This window comes from Pseudomonas sp. 86_A (genome assembly GCF_017491705.1).
In the GTDB taxonomy this organism is placed as follows: Bacteria; Pseudomonadota; Gammaproteobacteria; order Pseudomonadales; family Pseudomonadaceae; genus Aquipseudomonas; species Aquipseudomonas koreensis.
Genome location: NZ_JAFGYS010000004.1, coordinates 1 through 16,692, shown reverse-complemented (window position 1 = coordinate 16,692; position 16,692 = coordinate 1). Strand labels below are relative to the sequence as shown.

Genomic DNA, 16,692 nt, shown 5'->3' with positions numbered 1-16,692 from the left:
CGAGAATGGGCCGCAATTTACCAACCTTTTTCTGATCTGGGAAGCCCCAAGTGCAAAAAAAATGTTTTAAAACAGCCAGTTATTTCTGAGCTGGGGCAAACGCCATGACTCACTTCGACAAATTCAACGCAATCGCCTCGCGAATCAGCGCTTTCAAGGCCTGCTCATCGACCTGGTCGCCCTCGTGAAAATCAATCGCTCGCCGGGTGTTGCCCTCCAGGCTGGCGTTGAACAACCCAGCAGGATCGGCCAGCGCCGCGCCCTTGGCGAAGGTCATCTTCACCGCCGTCTTGTAAGTCTCCCCGGTGCAAATGATGCCGCCCCGCCCGACCACACCGGAACGCCCCGCCACTTCCACTCCTCCAGCACCTCGGGATCGGCCTGGTGCATGACCTTGCGAATCTCGCCGAGGATGACACCGCGCCAATCGGCCAGTTCAGCGATTCGTGCGTCGATCAGTGCCGAGGCGTCGGTGGGTGGTTTTTCGGGTTTCATGGCGGGCGTCCTCCTCGGCGGTTTGACTGCATCAATCGTAGCTGGCCAATCGAAAAACGCTGGATGCCTGCTTTACCCGCTAGCGATCAATGCCTCATGCAATTCCCGATAGGCCGCGACCAATTGCTCAAGGGAGAACGCCCGATTGCGCCCACTGGGATTTGGCAACACCCACACGTGCGCGCCACCAAAGGTCTTTGCCTGCAGCCCCCACGCCACCACCTTCTGCCCCGACAACGCCGCATACGCAGCCTTGCCGAGAAACGCCACATAGCGCGGCGCACAGCGGGCGATCTTCTGTTCAAAGCCCTGAGCCGCCGCCATGAACTCCTGCGCCGCCAACTGATCCGCTCGCGCCGTCGGCCGCTCGACCACCGCGGTCAATCCGCAGCCGAATTGCAGGATGCTTCGATCATCCTCCGCCCGCACTTCATACGGCGTGAACCCGGCGAGGTGCAAGGTGCGCCAGAAGCGATTCCCGCGCCCGGCAAAATGATGCCCCTGCGATGCCGCGAGCAGCCCCGGATTGATCCCGCAGAACACCACCGAAGGCCCCGGCGCCAGAATGTCCTCAAGCCCTTCACCCGCCATGCGCACGCCCCTCATTCGCAAACATTTGCAACACCACCCACGGCAAACCCTAGAATGGCAACCCCATCCACAGAGCCAACCACAACGATGGACGTTATTCAGACTCTGCGCTGCTTCGTCACCGTGGCCCAGAGCGGCAGCTTCACCGCCGCCGCCGACGTGCTCGACACCACCACGACCAATGTGTCCAAAGCCGTCTCCAGCCTCGAAACCCGACTGCACACGCGCCTGATCAACCGCACCACCCGCCGCCTCGCCCTGACCGAAGCCGGGGTGCGTTACTTGCAGCGAGCAGAGAAAATTCTCGATGACCTGCGCGAAGCCGACGAACAAGCCGGCACCGCCCAGACCTTGCCGGTCGGGCGCCTGAAGATCCACGCCATGGCCGCCATCGGCAACCACTACGTGATCAACGCCATCGCCCGCTACCGCGAGATTCACCCCACGGTGATGTTCGATCTGACCCTGAGCAATCGCCTGCCCGACCTGCTCGAAGAAAGCTACGACATGTCGATCGTCCTCGCCCGCGACCTGCCGGATTCCGGCTTCGTCGCGCAACGCCTGGGCACCACCTACAGCATCCTCTGCGCCTCGCCGTCGTACCTGAGCAAACGCGGCCACCCCGCCACACCCGGCGACCTCGCCGCGCATGACTGCCTGCGCATCGTCAACACGGTGATGCCCGCAGAAAACTGGGTGTTCGAAGGGCCACAGGGCATGGAAACCCAGAACATCCCCGACTCACCCTTCCACATCAACACCGCCGACGGCATGGCCACCGCGATCAGAAATGGCATGGGCATCGGCATTCAGCCGCTGGCATCCGCCGTCGAAGGATTGGTCGGAGGCACACTGGTGCGGGTCCTGCCGGAGTACCGCCTGGAGGAATACAACCTGTTCGCGATCTACCCGTCGCGCAAATTCGTCGACGCCAAAATCAAGACTTGGGTGGAGTTCCTTAAAACCGCCATCCCGCAACTGCTGGCGTCCGATGAAGACATGGCCGGCGCCAGACCACTCGCCAACGCTTAGTGCCGCAGACCTGGAGTGTCGACCCTCCAGCGCCGGCATCAACCATCAACCGTTGGAGCAGCCGCTGCCCATCACCTGATATTGCACGACATGCCGCGCCCCGTTCGAGTCGTCATAAGTCATCTGTACCGGCACCGCGCCGCACTGGTTGGCCGCATCGGAGATCGACACCACGTGGGCAATGTCCGGTTGAACGGCAGCGTTGTAGGCCTCGACCTGCGCCGTTTCATCCGCCGCAAACGCCTGCGCGCCGATACCGCCAAGGACCAGAAGAAGAGCGATTTTTGCAAGCTTCATGATGTTCACCGTCTTGTGGGGAACCGTGTTGGGTCACGGGTTGCAGACGATGTTAGGGGTTGCAGCGCACGGCAAAAATCGGTCGGCTGGACAAACACTGTGTCCAAAATGGTGATGAATAAACCCGAGCATCGTGGATACCCCAATCGCGAGCAGGCTCACTCCTACAGGTTTAGTGCCCGCCACAACATTCGCAAACACCGCAAAACCCACTGTAGGAGTGAGCCTGCTCGCGATAACGTCAGCCCAGTCACCGAATAACCCGAGGGCCGCAAATTCAAGAACCGCCCCCGCCATGGTCGTTGTCAGCCACCAACAGGCAAACCACTCATATCTGGCCGTTATCGCCCCCGCATTGAGGCTACAAGCGCCCGCGCATTTGCCTACAAATCTTGCGGAAGTGGCTGGCTTGTAAGCTTTCCGAAGCAGCTCTATCTTTCTTCCCGCGTTGCCGTCGACCAATCTGCTCCCATCCCGCCCATGGCAGTAAGCCGTCCTAAAGATTCAGGATGTGCCAAACCCTTGGGCGTTTTGCTGTCCGAAATGCACTCCGCTCAACCAGAGCGGAACGTCATCCCACAAAACAGCCTGCTCAAACGTCGGTTCAGCAGCGTTCAGGAGGCATTTACCTCGCTAGAGATTTTTTCGAAACCGGGTTTCATGGCTACCCGTTCTGCGCTGTGGCATGAGTGGCACGCCATGATCGTATTACCGTGATCGATACGCTCAAGGCACGAATTAATCAGTTGGCCGTCCACGTTTAAGCCTTTTGCCAGAGCTGTTTAAAGACACCCAGTGTTACGTCATCCCAGGCTACAACGCCTTGCGCCTTTGCCTACGACTACGCCAGAATCCGCCGGCTTGTGCGCCTAGGGTGCGGGTTCTATCGTGGGTCGGTCGCTGAAAAGCAGCGATCGGGTTTGGTAGCCCGGCACTTCCAGGTCGCATACTTCCCCTTTTGCAGAGGTCGATTTTTCGTCCCTGTTTTATGGTGGTCATGCGTAGGGCGTCTTCGGGCGCGCCGGGCTCCTGGGCCGGTCTACCAACCTGTGCATGGCCGCCACCCTTCGTTTGGTAGCGAAGCGTGATGGCTCCTTAATCGTTTTCCCAGGAGTTACATCATGTTCAAAGTCACACCAAATCCGCCCGAAACAGAAACGATATCCCCCTACGAATCCCCAGACTCCAAAAAACTCCACGAAGCCGCCGAACGCGCCCTCGACCACTACCTGAACCCCGCCAGGCAGGTCATGGCAACGCCCTACACACCCAACGCCATGTTCCTCGCCAATCCCGAGATCGCGACCGAGGAATTGCTGGCGAACGCCAGTGAATCACTGGGGTCGGCGACGGTGACTGGTCCTCTGTGGTGAATCACGAATATGAAGCCTGGACGCAGCCGATCCTTTGCCTCGACACAGCGACTCTCGCCGTGGATCAGGCGGTGGAGATCGTCTTGCACCAACTGACTGATCTTCGATAAACGGGTGAGTGGTTGGTGCGCCAGAATGTGCGAAGGCCTGCCAACGTGATTGTGACTGATACGGCCCTTTCGCGAGCAGGCTCGCTCCCACGGGGTTATGCGCTGACCTCGGGATTAGCGGCTGGGCGCGATCAATATGGGCGCCAGCCGGCTAGGGATTGCGGTGCGTGACGATCTCCAGCCCCTCGCCCACCTCCGGCACCTGAAAGTAACGCGTGATCAAATCAAACTCCGCATCCGACGCCGCAAACTCATGTTCGGCCAGCGCGTTGCGTGCCTGCAGCCGGGCGCGGCAGGTGTCGTCATCCACGTCGAGATAGTGCAGGCGATGCCGCACTCGCGCACTGTCCGCCAGCCCGCGCAGCCACTGTCGATCCGCCACGGTATTGGCCGGAAAATCCAGCACCACACTCACCCCCGCCCCTAGCACATCGACCACCAGCGGCCCCAGCACTCCGCGAATCTGCCGCGCGCATCGAAGGTAATCCGCCACCGAATTGATCTGCTCCGGATACAGCCGCGACAGCCACTGATCCTCGCTCAGCACAAGCGCGCCGTGCTGCTCAGCCAGCGATTTCGCCAGGGTCGATTTGCCCGAGGCGATCTTGCCGCACATCAGGTGGAGTGTGGGTGCACGCATTGGGGACGCTTCCTTATGTCGATTGCTGGATAATGCCCAACGTCTGTCAGCGAGGCAATTGAAGCGCCTGACCCACCGAGGAACCCGAATGACCGCAATCACCGCACGCCAATGCAGCTCATGGCTGCTGCTCACCCTGCTCGCCACCGCCGTGGCGCTGACGGCAGGCTGTTCGAGCAAGCGCTACGCCACCAACGGCTCGAATTGCTACGCCAAAGCCGTACCCACCTCCGGCGAGGGCGGCTTGGCCTGGGGCGATACTTTGAGCATGGCCCGCAAGAAGGCGATGAATAACTGCATGCGTTATGCGAGCCGATCGGGAGGGACACCGAATACGTGCCAGGTGGTGCAGGCGCAATGCAAACGCTGAAAGCCGGGGCCTGAGAGCAACTGCATCACCGTTAGTAAATGAGTTAGCCCTGGCAACACCCCGAACGATTGAATGAATGGCTGAACGTCAAAGCGTTCTCAGGACGAAACTTGCTCGAGGAAGATCAACTGCAGCGGCTCTTCGAGCAGGTCGTCCGCCGTGGCGGCGAAGCGCTGGAAATACGGCATGGCGAAATGCGCATCCAGCGCCGCCTGATTCTTGAACGCCTCACGCATGTAGAACGTCCCGCGCGCGTCGCGCAGCTCGAACAATACATAGTCGAGATTGCCCGGCTCTGCGCGTGTCGGCTCAACCAGTGCCAACAGTCCCTCTTTCAAGGCCTGCTCCTTGCCAGATTTGGCCTTGAGCACGGCAATCGACACCAACACTTCAGTGGACGCATTCATCATCATTTCTCCAATAGTGAAATCAACTTTCAACGAGTAGGCGCCGGCGCCGCATCGATTTTCAGGCGCATCAGGCTGTAGGGTTTTTGCCGCTGATCCTGACCGCCGCGAAACACCGCCTGACGATGCAGCTGGTTAGCGATGAAATACAGATAGCCGTCCGGGCCGATGGACAGGGTGTCGGGCCAGAGCAGTCGCGGGTCGTGCACCAGCGTCTGCCATTGACCGTCGGGCAGGCGTTTGCGGATCGAGTTGTGCTCGTAGTCGCCGGCGTACAACGCCCCGGCAGCGTCGGCTTCCATGCCATCGGACGCGCCCTTCTCGCCCAGATCCTGCACGGCGGCGGCCAGTTGCGCTTCGCTGACACTGGCATCACGCAGCAACGCCGTGGCAACCGAATACAGGTGCCGACTGGACAGCGGCGTGAAGTACAGCATCTTGCCGTCCGCCGACAGCGCGATGCCGTCCGAGGCCACTGCCAACGGTTTGCGCTTGCCGTCCGCTGCTTCCACCGTGACCGGCAAACCTTCCACCAACGGCACGAATGCCGGATCAACCGACGTCGATGGCGCGCCGCTCAAGCGGCGCATGGCACGGCCGCTGGCGATGTCCATGACGATGATGGCACCGGGGCCACGCAAGGACGAATCGGTCAGGTAAACAGTCCCCTCCGTGCCAGTACGAAAGTCAAAGCGCATGTCGTTGACATAGGTGCTGGGCAGCATCACGTTGTCCGGGAACACCAGACGCTTGACCACGCGGTTGCTTACCAGATCCACCGCCACCAGTTTCGCGCCGCGCGGTTTGGGATCAGCGAACCCCGGAGCGGCGGTGTCGAGCAGCCAGACACGGCCCTGACCGTCGGCCACCACGCTTTGCACGCTGATCAGGCCATCACTGGGATCGCGGGGGTTCTCCCGGTTGATCGCAGCATCGGGATAAGCCACGACCTTGCCGTCGCGAAGCTCGCCGACGGTGAACGGTACATCGTCACCCCAACGCGGAAAGTTGACGAAGATCCGTCCGGTCTCGCTGACCGTCACCCCGGTGGGCATCGCATCGTAGAACGCGTGCACCTGTTCCAGCTTGCCGAACGCCCGGTCGGCCGGGGCATTCGCCGGCACCGCAACCGCGTCGATAGCATGGGCGAACGGCATGGCCAAGGCGTACGCCGATGCCAGCGCCAACACCACGGGAAGTTTTTTCAAACGCATAAAGTGCTCCTGACCGGCCCGTTACAGGGCCGGGCTGAATGTTCGGGTGGGTGCTGCTCAGAAACCTTCGAGAACGATCTTGCCCCGGGCCTTGCCGCTCTCGACCAGCGCATGGGCACGGCGCATGTTCGCCGCGTCGATCGCGCCAAAGTGCTCACCCACGGTGGTGTGCAACACGCCCAAATCGATCAGCTCAGAGACGCGGTTGAGCAACTCATGCTGATTGATCATGTCCTGGGTTTCGTACAACGAGCGGGTGAACATCAGCTCCCAGTGCAACGACAGCGACTTGCGCTTGAGCGGCATCACGTCGAGGGTCTCCGGGTCGTCGATCACGCCCAGACGCCCCTGTGGCCGCAGGACTTCAATCAACTGCGCGAAGTGCTGCTCAGTGTGGGTAAGGCTGGCGACGTAGCTGACTTCGTCGATGCCCAACGCCTGCAGTTGATCGAGCAGTGGCGCGCTGTGATCGATGACATGATGCGCGCCCAACTGGCGAACCCAGTCTGCGGTTTCCTGCCGTGAAGCGGTGCCGATGACGGTCAGTCGGGTCAATTGCCGAGCCAGTTGCACCAGCATCGAACCCACGCCGCCAGCGGCCCCGGTGATCAGCAGGCACTTGCCCTCCCCCGTGCCTTCGGCGACTCCGAGCCGGTCGAACAACAACTCCCAGGCGGTAATCGACGTCAGCGGCAGCGCCGCCGCGTCGGCGGCACTCAACGAGCGCGGTTTGTGCCCGACAATGCGTTCATCCACCAGGTGGTACTCGCTGTAACTGCCGGTGCGGGCAATCGAACCGGCGTAGAACACTTCATCACCGGGCTGGAACAGGGTCACTTCGGAGCCGACCGAACGCACCACGCCGGCGGCATCCCAGCCGAGAATTTTCGGCTCCTTGGTGAACGTACCGGCGCGCACCTTGGTGTCGACCGGGTTGACCGACACCGCACGCACTTCGACCAGCAGGTCTCGCGGGCCCGGGGTCGGCACGGGGATGTCGGTATCGATCAATGACTGTGGATCTTCAATGGGTAAGGCGTGTTGGGTAAAAGTGATGGCTTTCATGGAAACTCGCTGTCGGATGGCCTGTGGCACTCACTGGCCGCCATCTTCAACTGCCCCCTGACAAAGAAAAACCTGCAAAACGCACCAACACTTTCACTTTAAAAATGAAAATGAACCCTTGAAGCATTCATTCAATTGCGTGCAGTGCGGAAGGAATAATGCACGCACCTGCAAACAAGGCTCACAAGTACAGAGAAAAACCGGCAGAATCCGCCAACACTTTCACCCCTGGAGTGAAGATGGTCCGCATTGATGATCTGGGTCTGTTCACGCGCAGTGCCGCGCTGGGCAGTTTTACCGCCGCCGCACTGGAGGCTGATCTGTTGCCCGGTCAGGTCGCCGCCGCCATCAAGCGTCTGGAGCGCGAACTGGACGTGCGCCTGTTCGCCCGCACTACGCGCAGCCTGCGTCTGACGGCCGAAGGCGAGCAATACCTGCCCACCGCTCACTCGGTGCTGGAAGCGCTCAAACAGGGTAAGGAAAATCTGCGCGGCGAAAACACGCCACTTCGCGGTGTGCTGCAGGTCGCCGCGCCCTCCGACCTGGGGCGCAATGTGCTGCTGCCCTGGCTTTCGCAATTCCGCCGCCAGCATCCGCAACTGACCTTGCGTCTGGTCCTGTCCGATCAGGTCGCCGACCTGTTTCGCGACCCGGTAGATGTCGCCATCCGCTACGGCTCGAACGCGGATGCCAACTATGTCGCGCTGCCCCTGGCTCCCGGTAACCGTCGCGTACTGGTCGCCTCACCGCAGTACATCGAACGCCATGGACAACCGTCGACACCGCAAGAGCTGAGTGCGCACCCGTGCCTGCTCTATCTGCAAAACGGCCGGGTTTTCGATAAGTGGAGTCTGGGCGAGCAAACCATTCAAGTCTCAGGACCGCTGTTCAGCGACGACGCCGATGTCGTCCGGCGCTGGGCCGTGGAAGGCGAAGGGATTGCCTGCAAATCCTGGCTGGATGTCAGTGCGGACGTAATGGCCGGGCGGCTGGTCGTGTTACTTCCCGACCATCCCGGCAGCGCCTCCCCCCTGAGCATGGTATGCCCGCACCGCAAGCAGATATCGCCAGCAGTGTCGCAACTGTATACGTGGTTGAGCAGTCAGTTTTCGGCGCTTGAACGCGTTTGAATGGCGCGCCCGGCAGCGTTTGCTTACCGAGCCCGCTTGAGCACCGCTGTCGACACCCGTGGCTGGATCGACTTCTCGATCAACGCGACGACGTCCTTGGCGCCATAGCAGCGGAACAGAATGCTGCCGGCATCGGTGTCGAGACAGACGATTTTAGTGATGAAGCCACCTTCGAGGGTGACCTTGCGGATCATCCCCAGCGGCACCCTGATGTCCAGTGTGCCGTCCTGCACCATGCGGTTCATGGCATTGGCGTTCAAGTACACAGCGGTATTGGTCAGGGTCATTTTGCCGCCGACCCACAGCCCGCCGTAAACCTCCTTGAAACCCTCCAGCACGCCGGCCAATGCACCGACATTGCCACTGCCGGCAGCGTCGTAAAAATCGCCGACACCTTCGTAATCGACCTCGACGTCAGCCACCAGAAAGTTGACCAGCTTCGACTTCACGACCTTCTCTTCCATCCTTGAATCTCCAGGTTCCCAGAATAATCACCTGTGGCGAGGGGATTCATCCCCGATGGGCTGCGCAGCAGACCGCTTCTTGATTGACGAAGCCGGGCCCCCTTCCCGCGCCATCGGGGATAAATCCCCTCACCACGGTTAACTCAGCGCAAAATGACCGTCTGCTATCAGCGATTCAACGCTGCGGCATTCGCCCGCGCCGCATGCAGCTTCTTGTAGCTGTCGATCAGACGCAGATGGCGATCCAGCCCTTCGAGCTTCATGCTGGTCGGCGTCAGACCGTAGAAACGCACGCTGCCGTTGACCGAACCAATCGCCGCGTCCATCCGCTCGTCGCCAAACATGCGACGGAAGTTGGCTTCGTAATCGGCCAGCTCCAGATCCTCGTCCAGCTCCATTTCCAGGCACACGTTCACCGCCTGATAGAACAAGCCGCGCTCGACGGTGTTGTCGTTGTATTGCAGGAAAGCTTCAACCAGATCTTTGGCCTGTTCGAATTTCTGCAGGGCGAGGTAGATCAACAGGCGCAGTTCCAGAATCGTCAACTTGCCCCACGGCGTGTTGTCGTCGAACTCGATGCCGATCAGCGTGGTGATGTCGGTGTAATCGTCCAGCTCGCTGTTTTCCAGGCCTTGGGCCAGGTTGCGCAGGCCGACTTTGCTCAGGCTGTGCAGGTTGAGGATGTCAGCGCGGAATTGCAGGGCCTTGTTGGTGTTGTCCCAGATCAGGTCGTCGACCGGGTAGATTTCCGAGTAGTCCGGCACCAGGATCCGGCAAGCGTTGGCACCGAGATCGTCGTAGACCGCCATGTACGCTTCTTTGCCCATGCCTTCGAGAATGCCGAACAGCGTCGCGGCTTCTTCGGCGTTGGAGTTTTCGCCTTGAGCGGAGAAGTCCCATTCGACGAATTCGAAGTCGGATTTGGCGCTGAAGAAACGCCACGACACCACACCGCTGGAGTCGATGAAGTGCTCGACGAAGTTGTTCGGCTCGGTCACGGCCTGGCCGGAGAAGGTCGGCTGTGGCAAATCGTTCAGGCCTTCGAAACTGCGGCCCTGCAGCAATTCGGTCAGGCTGCGTTCCAGCGCCACTTCCAGGCTTGGGTGCGCGCCGAACGAGGCAAACACGCCGCCGGTGCGCGGGTTCATCAAGGTCACGCACATTACCGGGAATTCACCGCCCAGCGAGGCGTCCTTGACCAGCACCGGGAAGCCTTGTTCTTCAAGGCCTTTGATCCCGGCGAGAATGCTCGGGTACTTTTCCAGCACTTCCTGCGGGACATCCGGCAGGGCCATTTCGCCTTCGAGGATTTCGCGTTTGACCGCGCGTTCGAAGATCTCCGACAGACACTGCACCTGCGCTTCGGACAGGGTGTTGCCGGCGCTCATGCCGTTACTCAGGAACAGGTTTTCGATCAGGTTGGACGGGAAATACACCACCTCGCCATCCGACTGGCGCACGAACGGCAGCGAGCAGATTCCGCGCTGGGTGTTGCCCGAGTTGGTGTCGTACAGGTGCGAACCCTTGAGCTCGCCTTCGCGGTTGTAAATGTCCAGGCAGTATTCGTCGAGAATCTCCGGCGGCAGCTCGTCTTTCGGACCGGGCTTGAACCAGCGCTCGTTCGGGTAATGCACGAACTCGGCGGTGGCGATGTCTTCGCCCCAGAACTGGTCGTTGTAGAAGAAGTTGCAGTTCAGGCGCTCGATGAACTCGCCCAGTGCCGAGGCCAGTGCGCCCTCTTTGGTCGCGCCCTTGCCGTTGGTGAAGCACATCGGCGAGTGCGCGTCACGGATGTGCAGCGACCACACGTTAGGCACGATATTGCGCCACGAGGCGATTTCGATCTTCATGCCCAGGTCGGCGAGAATCCCCGACATGTTGGCGATGGTCTGCTCCAGCGGCAGATCCTTGCCCACAATGTAGGTGCCCGCCTCCGATGTCGAATGCGGCATCAGCAACGCCTGCGCATCGGCGTCGAGGTTCTCGACCTCCTCGATCACGAACTCGGGACCGGTCTGCACGACCTTCTTCACCGTGCAACGGTCGATGGAACGCAGGATGCCCAGACGATCCTTTTCGGAGATGTCCGCCGGCAGTTCAACCTGGATCTTGAAGATCTGGTTGTAGCGGTTTTCCGGGTCGACGATGTTGTTCTGCGACAGACGAATATTGTCGGTCGGGATGTTGCGCGTTTCGCAGTACAGCTTCACGAAGTAAGCCGCACACAAGGCCGACGACGCCAGGAAGTAGTCGAACGGCCCCGGTGCCGAGCCATCGCCCTTGTAGCGAATGGGCTGATCGGCGATCACCGTGAAGTCGTCGAACTTGGCTTCAAGTCGAAGGTTGTCGAGAAAGTTGACCTTGATTTCCATGCGGGTTTACCAGAGAGCAAAAACGAATTGGCGGCCATTATCCGGGTTTTCAGCCTGACGTCTTGTGCTTTTGCGTAATCGCCGCCGGGTGGGCTCTGCTGCGCCTCAGCAAGTGCAGACGACAAAAATGCCGCGAGCAGTGAATTTTTTCGTGTCTTCTTGTATCTGACGGAAAGAACCCATGCCACCAAAACAATGGCATCGAATCCGTTCAGCTATGAGTGACCCGCATGAAATCAAGGAAAAACAAGGTCAATCCCATCGGATTGAAAGACATCACCATTGTCGACGACGCCAAGATGCGCAAGGCGATCACCGCCGCCGCACTGGGCAATGCCATGGAATGGTTCGACTTCGGGGTGTACGGCTTTGTCGCCTACGCACTGGGCAAGATCTTCTTCCCCGGTGCCGATCCCGGCGTGCAGATGATTGCGGCGTTGGCGACGTTCTCGGTGCCGTTCCTGATCCGACCGTTGGGCGGCCTGTTTTTCGGTGCCCTGGGCGACAAGTACGGGCGGCAGAAAGTCTTGGCCGCGACCATCGTGATCATGTCGCTGAGCACCTTCGCCATCGGCTTGATACCGTCCTATGAGTCGATTGGCATCTGGGCGCCGATCCTGCTGTTGCTGGCGAAAATGGCTCAGGGTTTCTCGGTCGGCGGCGAGTACACCGGCGCATCGATCTTCGTCGCCGAATACGCCCCCGACCGCAAACGCGGCTTTCTCGGCAGTTGGCTGGACTTCGGCTCGATTGCCGGTTTCGTCCTCGGCGCGGGTGTGGTGGTGCTGATTTCGACGATCATCGGCGAAGAGAAATTCCTCGAATGGGGCTGGCGCCTGCCGTTCTTCCTCGCCCTGCCGCTGGGCATGATCGGCCTCTATCTGCGTCATGCGCTGGAAGAGACGCCAGCGTTTCAGCAGCACGTCGAGAAACTCGAGGAAGGTGATCGCGAAGGTCTGGCGGGCGGTCCGAAAGTCTCGTTCAAGGAAGTCGCGACCAAACACTGGCGCAGTTTGATGACCTGCATCGGCGTGGTGGCGGTGACCAACGTCACCTATTACATGCTGCTGACGTATATGCCGAGTTACCTGTCGCACAACCTGCACTACAGCGAAAACCGTGGCGTGTTGATCATCATCGCGATCATGGTCGGCATGTTGTTCGTGCAACCTGCGATCGGTTTTATCAGTGACAAGATCGGCCGCAAGCCTTTCATTGTGGTCGGCAGCATCGGTTTGTTTCTGCTGTCGATTCCGGCGTTCATGCTGATCAACAGCGGGAAGATCGGCCTGATCTTTTCCGGCCTGCTGATCCTCGCGGTGTTGCTCAACTTCTTCATCGGCGTGATGGCCTCGACCCTGCCGGCGATGTTCCCCACGCACATCCGCTACAGCGCGCTGGCCGCTGCGTTCAACGTCTCGGTGCTGATCGCCGGTCTGACCCCGACCGCTGTGGCTTGGCTGGTGGAAAGCACCAACAATCTGTACATGCCCGCCTACTACCTGATGGTGATTGCTGTGGTCGGTTTGATCACTGGCGTGACCATGAAGGAAACCGCCAACAAGCCGTTGCGTGGCGCCGCACCGGCCGCATCAGATCTTGAGGAAGCCAAGGAACTGCTCAAGGAACATCACGACAACATCGAGCAGAAAATCGAAGACATCGACGCCGAAATCGCTGAACTGGAAGCCAAGCGCAAGGAGTTGGTGCAGCAGCATCCACGCATCAACTGATGTGCTGACCGGCGGCGGCCCTGTTCGGGGCTGCCGTCGATCAACACTTCACAATACGAAGCCGTCACCGATCAAACGCACCAACACCTCCCCCGCCTCACTCAATTCACCCGGCGCCTGCATCAGGCGCAACTCGTGCAGCGGCAACTCGGGAAACCCTTCCTCACGACTCAGCACCCGCATGCCGGGCCGCACTTGCGCCCGATCAACAATGCCCACCGCCAACCCGGCCTCGATGGCCGTTTCCAGCGCAGTAGACCCGGCGCTGACAATCACCGCGCGCCAACGGCGACCCTGCACACTCAGCGCATCCACCGCAACGCTGCGATAGGGACAACCCTTGCCGTGCAAGGCCAGCGGCACCGGCCTGGCGAGATTATGCGTGTAGTTGTGCGCGGCGACCCACACCGGTTGAGTAAAGCCGAGTGTTTTCACGCAGCGCATCGATACTTCGGCATCGGCTACGATCACCAGCAACGCCAGATCCAGTTGACCGCGCTCCAGGCGCGCGCTCAAACGGCCGCTGGACGCGGTTTCGACTTCCAGTTCGATGTGCGGAAAATCTGCCGACAGGTGCGGCAACGAACACCCGAGCACCGCGCCGGCGTACTCCTCGGAAATCCCCAGCCTGACCCGCCCGCTGGCCAGCGGCGTGCTGAAACTCGCCAACAATTGATCGTGATGACGCAGCAGTTCGGCGCTCTGCAAGGCAAAGCGACGACCCAATGCCGTGAGGTTGACTGTCTGGTTGTCACGCTCCAGCAGTCGTCCCCCGGCCAGGGCTTCCAGACGCCGCACATGCAGGCTGACCGCTGACGGGCTCTTGTTGAGGAAACTGGCGGCAGCAAGAAATTGCCCGAAGCGCACGACCGCCTGAAATGTACGCAGCAGGTCGATATCAAGGACTTCGGCCATGGTTTAGAAATCCTGCATCAGTGGTGCGAATCGTATCGTTTGAATGCATCAAGCCTAGATTCATATCATCGAACTCAGTCCTCTGTGAGGTGCCATTCGATGAACGTCCCGACTATTCGCTTTTCGCGAGTGATCAGCGCCGCGCTGCTGATGGCGATGGTGGTCAGCTGGAGTTCCGGTTTTATCGGCTATCGCTACGTCGCCGATCAAGGCAGCGTGTACCTCGCCTCGTTGTGGCGATTTGTACTGGCGGCGCTGCTGTTATTGCCGTTTGCCTGGGCAGGATTGCGTGGTCTGCGCGGCAAAGCGGTACTGCATCAGGCGCTGTTGGGATGGTTCGCGATTGGTGGGTACATCGGGCCGATTGCCGCGTCGATTCAACTCGGCGTCACGCCGGGCACTGCGTCACTGTTTGCCAATCTGTTACCGCTGACGATTGTGTTGCTTGCCGGAAGCGTGCCGGGTCAGCGCACCCGTGGCTGGCAATGGCTGGGAGTCGCGTTGTGCGTGATCGGCATGCTGCTGGCCAGCGCCGCCAGTGTCGAATGGGCCGGTGCGGGGTTGTGGGTCTACAGTCTGCCGTTACTGGCGGTGCTGTCCCTGGCGGCGGCCACATTGTTTGAAAAAGCCCGGCCGGGCGTTGCAATGCCGACCACCTCGGCGCTGTTCATTCAAGTGAGCGCGGTGATTCCGCTGTTTGCGTTGCTGGCCGGTATTGAGGGTGAATTACGCCCGCCCCTCAATGCAAATTTCGCCAGTGGCGTGCTGTGGCTGGTGGTTTTCTCGACGTTCGGTGGTTACGGGTTTTACTGGCTATGCCTGCAGCGTTTCAGCATGCAGCGCATCAGTGGCGCGCTGTTTCTGACGCCACCGGTGACGCTCTTGTGGGCGTGGTTGCAGTTCGGCGATCAACTGAGTGTCAGCGCGATGCTAGGTAGCGGTTTGACCCTTGTCGGGCTGCCATTGCTCGAGGGAATGTCGAGCGAAAAGAGTGTGCCGACGGCACCCGGCAGGAAACTAAATCCGCAGGCGACAAGTCACTGACTTAGCGGAGGTTGAGTCATTTCGCCGAACCTCGATTACTGAAGATACCAGCGTGAGCAATCACTCCGATCGTCGCAACAATCTCTCACTCGACAGCCTCAACTTCTTCCTGGCCGATGTGCGCGACGGGCTTGGGCCGTATCTGGCCATTTACCTGTTGGCGGTGCATCACTGGGATCCGGCCAGCATCGGTTTAGTGATGACCCTCGCCGGCATCGCCGCCCTCGTCACCCAGACGCCGGCCGGCGCACTCGTCGACAACACCCGCAGTAAACGGGCGGTGATCGCGATTGCCGCGTTGCTGGTGACCGGCAGTTGCGTGGTATTGCCCTTCGTCACGTCGTTCAGCCTGGTGGCGATCACTCAAGCCTTGAGCGCCGCCGCAGCGTCGGTGTTCGCTCCGGCCATCTCGGCCATTACCCTGGGCATCACCGGCCCGAGAGCCTTCACCCGACGCACAGGGCGCAACGAAACCTTCAATCATGCCGGCAACGCTTGCGCGGCGCTGTTGGCCGGTGGCTTCGCCTACCTCTTCGGCCCGGTAGCGGTGTTCTATCTGATGGCGGTCATGGCGCTGGGCAGCATGGTGGCCGTCAGCTTCGTTTCTGCCAACGCCATCGACCACGATGTCGCCCGGGGCCTTGACCCCAACGACGCGACACAGGGCAAAGCGCCTTCGGGCTTGTCGGTTCTGCTGAACAACAAGGCTTTGCTGATGTTTGCCATTTGCTGCGCGCTGTTCCACTTGGCCAACGCGGCGATGTTGCCGCTGGTGAGCCAGAAACTGGCGCAGGTCAATCTGCAGATGGCCACACCTTTGACCTCGGCCTGCATTGTCGCTGCGCAACTGGTCATGGTGCCGGTGGCGTTGCTGGTCGGGGCCAAGGCCGATGTCTGGGGGCGCAAACCGCTGCTGTTGGCAGGCTTTCTGATTCTGCCCCTGCGCGGCGTGCTCTATACGCTGTCTGACGATCCGTACTGGCTGGTTGCCGTGCAACTGCTCGACGGTATCGGTGCCGGGGTCTTCGGCGCGCTGTTTCCGGTGGTGGTGAAAGACCTGACCCAAGGTACCGGGCACTTCAACATCAGCCTCGGCGCCCTCTCCACCGTGTTCGGCCTGGGCGCAGCCTTGAGCAGCAGCGTGGCAGGTATTGTGGTGCAGGAGGCTGGATACAGCGCGGCGTTTTTGACTTTGGCCGTGATTGCCGGGGTAGCGTTTGGGCTGTTGCTGCTGGCGGTGCCGGAGACGTTACAGCGGCGAGAGAATGGAGTGACTGCAATTGGCGATGAGAGCATCGTAAGCAGGTCGTAAAAACTTTCCTGCGGGCAAAACAAAACCCCAACTGCTTTCGCAATTGGGGTTTCGGAATTTAATCTTGACGATGACCTACTCTCACATGGGGAAACCCCACACTACCATCGGCGATGCATCGTTTCACT

15 protein-coding genes and 2 pseudogenes are annotated in these 16,692 nt (G+C 60.3%); 7 read left to right on the top strand and 10 right to left on the bottom strand.

Annotated elements, in window-relative coordinates; translation table 11 throughout:
• Positions 1-109: 109 nt before the first annotated feature.
• A pseudogene (locus J5M57_RS07450) lies at positions 110-495 on the bottom strand (DUF1801 domain-containing protein).
• 72 nt (positions 496-567) lie between these two features.
• The gene (gene mug / locus J5M57_RS07445) at positions 568-1,086 is read right to left on the bottom strand and encodes a G/U mismatch-specific DNA glycosylase (protein ID WP_207849545.1); all 519 of its coding nucleotides are present in this window, start codon (positions 1,084-1,086) and stop codon (positions 568-570) included.
• 87 nt (positions 1,087-1,173) lie between these two features.
• Here mug and J5M57_RS07440 point away from each other — a divergent pair, with 87 nt between their 5' ends.
• Positions 1,174-2,118, top strand: coding sequence for a LysR family transcriptional regulator (locus tag J5M57_RS07440; RefSeq protein ID WP_207849546.1), 945 nt, complete (start codon positions 1,174-1,176; stop codon positions 2,116-2,118).
• A gap of 45 nt (positions 2,119-2,163) precedes the next feature.
• On the opposite strand, the gene J5M57_RS07435 is transcribed toward J5M57_RS07440, so the two are convergent.
• Positions 2,164-2,415, bottom strand: a complete 252-nt coding sequence (locus tag J5M57_RS07435; protein WP_207849547.1) for a DUF2790 domain-containing protein — start codon at positions 2,413-2,415, stop codon at positions 2,164-2,166.
• A gap of 1,121 nt (positions 2,416-3,536) precedes the next feature.
• Here J5M57_RS07435 and J5M57_RS07430 point away from each other — a divergent pair.
• Positions 3,537-3,770: pseudogene (locus tag J5M57_RS07430) on the top strand (hypothetical protein); the annotation flags it as partial.
• Between the two features lie 279 nt (positions 3,771-4,049).
• On the opposite strand, the gene J5M57_RS07425 reads toward J5M57_RS07430, so the two are convergent.
• On the bottom strand, positions 4,050-4,538 hold the full coding sequence (locus J5M57_RS07425; RefSeq protein WP_207849548.1) for an ATP-binding protein: 489 nt from the start codon (positions 4,536-4,538) through the stop codon (positions 4,050-4,052).
• An 88-nt stretch (positions 4,539-4,626) separates the two neighbouring features.
• Between J5M57_RS07425 and J5M57_RS07420 the strand changes: the two genes are divergently transcribed.
• Complete coding sequence (locus tag J5M57_RS07420) at positions 4,627-4,908, top strand: hypothetical protein (RefSeq protein ID WP_207849549.1); 282 nt, start codon at positions 4,627-4,629, stop codon at positions 4,906-4,908.
• Between the two features lie 98 nt (positions 4,909-5,006).
• On the opposite strand, the gene J5M57_RS07415 is transcribed toward J5M57_RS07420, so the two are convergent.
• From J5M57_RS07415 to J5M57_RS07405, 3 genes are all read right to left on the bottom strand, one after another.
• A complete protein-coding gene (locus J5M57_RS07415) occupies positions 5,007-5,315 on the bottom strand; it encodes a putative quinol monooxygenase (RefSeq protein WP_064589985.1) in 309 nt (102 codons plus the stop codon).
• A 29-nt stretch (positions 5,316-5,344) separates the two neighbouring features.
• Positions 5,345-6,472 (bottom strand): major royal jelly family protein, encoded by a 1,128-nt coding sequence (locus J5M57_RS07410; protein ID WP_243435257.1) that lies wholly within the window; start codon positions 6,470-6,472, stop codon positions 5,345-5,347.
• Between the two features lie 114 nt (positions 6,473-6,586).
• Positions 6,587-7,594: a zinc-binding alcohol dehydrogenase family protein gene (locus J5M57_RS07405; protein WP_207849551.1), complete on the bottom strand. Its 1,008-nt coding sequence runs from the start codon at positions 7,592-7,594 to the stop codon at positions 6,587-6,589.
• Positions 7,595-7,833: 239 nt separating this feature from the next.
• On the opposite strand from J5M57_RS07405, the gene J5M57_RS07400 reads away from it, so the two are divergent.
• A complete protein-coding gene (locus J5M57_RS07400; RefSeq protein WP_207849552.1) occupies positions 7,834-8,724 on the top strand; it encodes a LysR family transcriptional regulator in 891 nt (296 codons plus the stop codon).
• 23 nt (positions 8,725-8,747) lie between these two features.
• On the opposite strand, the gene J5M57_RS07395 is transcribed toward J5M57_RS07400, so the two are convergent.
• Both J5M57_RS07395 and J5M57_RS07390 read right to left on the bottom strand, forming a co-directional pair.
• Positions 8,748-9,188, bottom strand: a complete 441-nt coding sequence (locus J5M57_RS07395; protein ID WP_083369315.1) for a hypothetical protein — start codon at positions 9,186-9,188, stop codon at positions 8,748-8,750.
• A 167-nt stretch (positions 9,189-9,355) separates the two neighbouring features.
• A complete protein-coding gene (locus J5M57_RS07390) occupies positions 9,356-11,560 on the bottom strand; it encodes an OsmC domain/YcaO domain-containing protein (protein WP_207849553.1) in 2,205 nt (734 codons plus the stop codon).
• Between the two features lie 230 nt (positions 11,561-11,790).
• Here J5M57_RS07390 and proP point away from each other — a divergent pair, with 230 nt between their 5' ends.
• A complete protein-coding gene (gene proP, locus J5M57_RS07385) occupies positions 11,791-13,293 on the top strand; it encodes a glycine betaine/L-proline transporter ProP (protein WP_083369317.1) in 1,503 nt (500 codons plus the stop codon).
• A 48-nt stretch (positions 13,294-13,341) separates the two neighbouring features.
• On the opposite strand, the gene J5M57_RS07380 is transcribed toward proP, so the two are convergent.
• Positions 13,342-14,208, bottom strand: coding sequence for a LysR substrate-binding domain-containing protein (locus J5M57_RS07380; protein WP_207849554.1), 867 nt, complete (start codon positions 14,206-14,208; stop codon positions 13,342-13,344).
• A 99-nt stretch (positions 14,209-14,307) separates the two neighbouring features.
• Between J5M57_RS07380 and J5M57_RS07375 the strand changes: the two genes are divergently transcribed.
• Together J5M57_RS07375 and J5M57_RS07370 are read left to right on the top strand one after the other, a co-directional pair.
• On the top strand, positions 14,308-15,252 hold the full coding sequence (locus J5M57_RS07375) for a DMT family transporter (RefSeq protein WP_207849555.1): 945 nt from the start codon (positions 14,308-14,310) through the stop codon (positions 15,250-15,252).
• 52 nt (positions 15,253-15,304) lie between these two features.
• Complete coding sequence (locus J5M57_RS07370) at positions 15,305-16,564, top strand: MFS transporter (RefSeq protein ID WP_207849556.1); 1,260 nt, start codon at positions 15,305-15,307, stop codon at positions 16,562-16,564.
• The last annotated feature ends 128 nt before the right edge of the window (positions 16,565-16,692 follow it).

Excerpts from the sequence above, each read along its gene's own strand:
- mug (WP_207849545.1), bottom strand. The coding sequence starts at position 1,086 with ATGGCGGGTGAAGGGCTTGAGGACATTCTGGCGCCGGGGCCTTCGGTG.
- J5M57_RS07440 (WP_207849546.1), top strand. The coding sequence starts at position 1,174 with ATGGACGTTATTCAGACTCTGCGCTGCTTCGTCACCGTGGCCCAGAGC.
- J5M57_RS07435 (WP_207849547.1), bottom strand. The coding sequence starts at position 2,415 with ATGAAGCTTGCAAAAATCGCTCTTCTTCTGGTCCTTGGCGGTATCGGC.
- J5M57_RS07425 (WP_207849548.1), bottom strand. The coding sequence starts at position 4,538 with ATGCGTGCACCCACACTCCACCTGATGTGCGGCAAGATCGCCTCGGGC.
- J5M57_RS07420 (WP_207849549.1), top strand. The coding sequence starts at position 4,627 with ATGACCGCAATCACCGCACGCCAATGCAGCTCATGGCTGCTGCTCACC.
- J5M57_RS07415 (WP_064589985.1), bottom strand. The coding sequence starts at position 5,315 with ATGAATGCGTCCACTGAAGTGTTGGTGTCGATTGCCGTGCTCAAGGCC.
- J5M57_RS07410 (WP_243435257.1), bottom strand. The coding sequence starts at position 6,472 with ATGCCGTTCGCCCATGCTATCGACGCGGTTGCGGTGCCGGCGAATGCC.
- J5M57_RS07405 (WP_207849551.1), bottom strand. The coding sequence starts at position 7,594 with ATGAAAGCCATCACTTTTACCCAACACGCCTTACCCATTGAAGATCCA.
- J5M57_RS07400 (WP_207849552.1), top strand. The coding sequence starts at position 7,834 with ATGGTCCGCATTGATGATCTGGGTCTGTTCACGCGCAGTGCCGCGCTG.
- J5M57_RS07395 (WP_083369315.1), bottom strand. The coding sequence starts at position 9,188 with ATGGAAGAGAAGGTCGTGAAGTCGAAGCTGGTCAACTTTCTGGTGGCT.
- J5M57_RS07390 (WP_207849553.1), bottom strand. The coding sequence starts at position 11,560 with ATGGAAATCAAGGTCAACTTTCTCGACAACCTTCGACTTGAAGCCAAG.
- proP (WP_083369317.1), top strand. The coding sequence starts at position 11,791 with ATGAAATCAAGGAAAAACAAGGTCAATCCCATCGGATTGAAAGACATC.
- J5M57_RS07380 (WP_207849554.1), bottom strand. The coding sequence starts at position 14,208 with ATGGCCGAAGTCCTTGATATCGACCTGCTGCGTACATTTCAGGCGGTC.
- J5M57_RS07375 (WP_207849555.1), top strand. The coding sequence starts at position 14,308 with ATGAACGTCCCGACTATTCGCTTTTCGCGAGTGATCAGCGCCGCGCTG.